This is a genomic window from Rhodococcus sp. Leaf225, assembly GCF_001426145.1.
In the GTDB taxonomy this organism is placed as follows: Bacteria; Actinomycetota; Actinomycetes; order Mycobacteriales; family Mycobacteriaceae; genus Rhodococcoides.
Map to the genome: position 1 here is coordinate 298 of NZ_LMRN01000026.1, position 336 is coordinate 633.

The following is a 336-nucleotide window of genomic DNA, read 5'->3' on the forward strand; positions in this document are numbered from 1 at the left end:
TGAGGTCGAGTTGCAGACCTCAATCCGAACTGAGACCGGCTTTTTGGGATTCGCTCCACCTTACGGTATCGCAGCCCTTTGTACCGGCCATTGTAGCATGCGTGAAGCCCAAGACATAAGGGGCATGATGATTTGACGTCATCCCCACCTTCCTCCGAGTTGACCCCGGCAGTCTCCTATGAGTTCCCACCATGACGTGCTGGCAACATAGAACGAGGGTTGCGCTCGTTGCGGGACTTAACCCAACATCTCACGACACGAGCTGACGACAACCATGCACCACCTGTTTACGAGTGTCCAAAGAGTTGACCATTTCTGGCCCGTTCTCGTATATGT

The 336-nt window shown here is 53.6% G+C and carries 1 rRNA gene (only partly in view); it reads right to left on the bottom strand.

The features are described from left to right. Nucleotides 1–336, bottom strand: a 16S ribosomal RNA gene (locus tag ASG69_RS21990) (its annotated part extends past both window edges: 251 nt to the left, 480 nt to the right); the annotation flags it as partial.